This window comes from Mesorhizobium sp. M7A.F.Ca.US.006.01.1.1, from assembly GCF_003997935.1.
Classification (GTDB): domain Bacteria; phylum Pseudomonadota; class Alphaproteobacteria; order Rhizobiales; family Rhizobiaceae; genus Mesorhizobium.
Genome location: NZ_RZQL01000455.1, coordinates 1 through 1,964 on the forward strand (window position 1 = coordinate 1; position 1,964 = coordinate 1,964).

The 1,964-nt window shown below is 64.6% G+C and carries 2 protein-coding genes; one reads left to right on the top strand and one right to left on the bottom strand.

Annotation, left to right across the window (positions count from 1 at the left end; genetic code table 11):
- The coding region (locus tag EN943_RS36730; RefSeq protein WP_164778598.1) for an ABC transporter substrate-binding protein at positions 1–213 on the top strand (213 nt) is incomplete at its 5' end.
- 89 nt (positions 214–302) lie between these two features.
- On the opposite strand, the gene EN943_RS36735 is transcribed toward EN943_RS36730, so the two are convergent.
- On the bottom strand, positions 303–1,964 hold a 1,662-nt coding region (locus tag EN943_RS36735), incomplete at its 5' end, for a biotin/lipoyl-containing protein (RefSeq protein ID WP_127416584.1).

The window sequence follows — 1,964 nt, forward strand, 5'->3', positions numbered from 1 at the left end:
CTGTTCTCATACGCCACGATCCAGGCATTCGCCGAAGGCATCAAGCGTGCCGGCAGCGACGACCCGGCCAAGGTTGCCGAAGCGCTGAAGAACGGCACGCCGATCAGCACCGTTGTCGGTGATGTCACCTTCGACGAGAAGGGCGATCTCAAGAATGCCAGCTACGACATCAACCAGTGGCATGACGGCAAATACGCGCCGATCGCGCAGTAATCGCCGACTTGGCGACTGGATAGCATGGAGAAATGGCCGGGCTCGTCCCGGCCATTTTCTTGTTTGCCCTGTAGTCTGCCTTCGAACCGTCAGCTGGCTACAGCGGCCGAAGCGGCTTGTTCCTCGACGAACCGTACCAGCACCGTCCCGTCGGTCACCTGTGCGCCCTCGGTGGCGATCTCGGCGATCACGCCGTCCTGCGGCGCGGCGATGGTGTGTTCCATCTTCATCGCCTCCAGGATCAGCAGTGGCTGGCCCTTGATCACGGCATCGCCCTTTCCCACGCGCACCAGCTTGACCAGTCCCGGCATCGGCGCACGCAGGCTGCCGGTGCTTGCCGACGCCTCATCGGCCCGTGCCAACGGGTCCGGCACGGCGAAGGTGTAGCCAACGGCGCCTTCGAACATGGTGATATGGCCTGGCCAGCGGGCGAGGCGTGGTGTTGAGCGAAAATCATGCGAATTGGTGTCGTCATAGGGCTTGTCCAGCGCGACCTGGAATCGTCCGTCCGCCCGCACCGAAACCTTCGCCGCGATATTGTCTTCGCCGAACTTCAGCCATGTGCGTCGCGCCACGCTGTGGAAATGGGCATAGCCGGCAAGCGACGACCACGGATCGTCTGACAACGGCGATGCTCCGGCCCCCGAGGCTGCGATTGCGGCCGCGGCAATGGTTTCGCCGCTCGGCGGCGCGACCTCGGTCAGCGCCGTCTGGTGCCTGGCGATCAGGCTGGTGTCGACGTCGCCTGCGGCGAAATCCGGATCGGCGGCAAGAGCGGCAAGAAAGGCTGTGTTGACGGTCGAGCCGGCGACCTCGGTTCGCGACAGCACTGCACCGAGAGCTTCGAGTGCCGCCTGCCTGTCCGTTGCGTGGACGACCAATTTGGCGATCATCGGATCGTAATAGGGCGAGATGGCGTCACCCGCTCGCACGCCGGTCTCGATGCGCATCGTGGCGCCCTGCGGGGCCGCGTCTGGAAATTTCAGATGGTGCAGCGTGCCGGTCGCCGGCAGGAAACCTTTTGCCGCGTCCTCGGCATAGATGCGCGCCTCGAAGGCATGGCCGACGAGCGCGATCTCGCTTTGCGTCTTGGGCAGCTTTTCGCCGCTGGCGACCCGCAACTGCCACTCGACTAGATCGGTGCCGGTGACCATTTCGGTGACGGGATGCTCGACCTGCAGGCGGGTGTTCATCTCCATGAACCAGAAGCGGTCGGCCTTCAGGCCCTGCGAGGCATCGACGATAAACTCGATGGTGCCGGCGCCTGAATAATTGATCGCCTTGGCGGCCTTCACCGCCGCATCCGTCATCGCCTTGCGCAAAGCCTCGGTCATGCCAGGGGCCGGCGCTTCCTCGATCACCTTCTGGTGGCGACGCTGCGCCGAGCAGTCGCGCTCGTAGAGATGCACCGCATTGCCGAACCTGTCGCCGAACACCTGCACTTCGATATGGCGCGGCTTGTCGACATATTTTTCGACCAGCACGCGGTCGTCGCCGAAGGCGGCTTTCGCCTCGCGCCGCGCGCTGGACAACGCCTCGGAAAATTCATCGGGATGTTCGACCCGGCGCATGCCCTTGCCGCCGCCGCCGGCGCGCGCCTTGATCAGTACCGGATAGCCGATCTCGCGCGCCTTGGAGGCAAGCAGCACGATCTCCTGTGCCTCGCCATGGTAGCCCGGCACCACCGGCACGCCGGCCTTTTCCATCAGCCGCTTGGCCGCGTCCTTCAGCCCCATGGCACGGATCGAGGC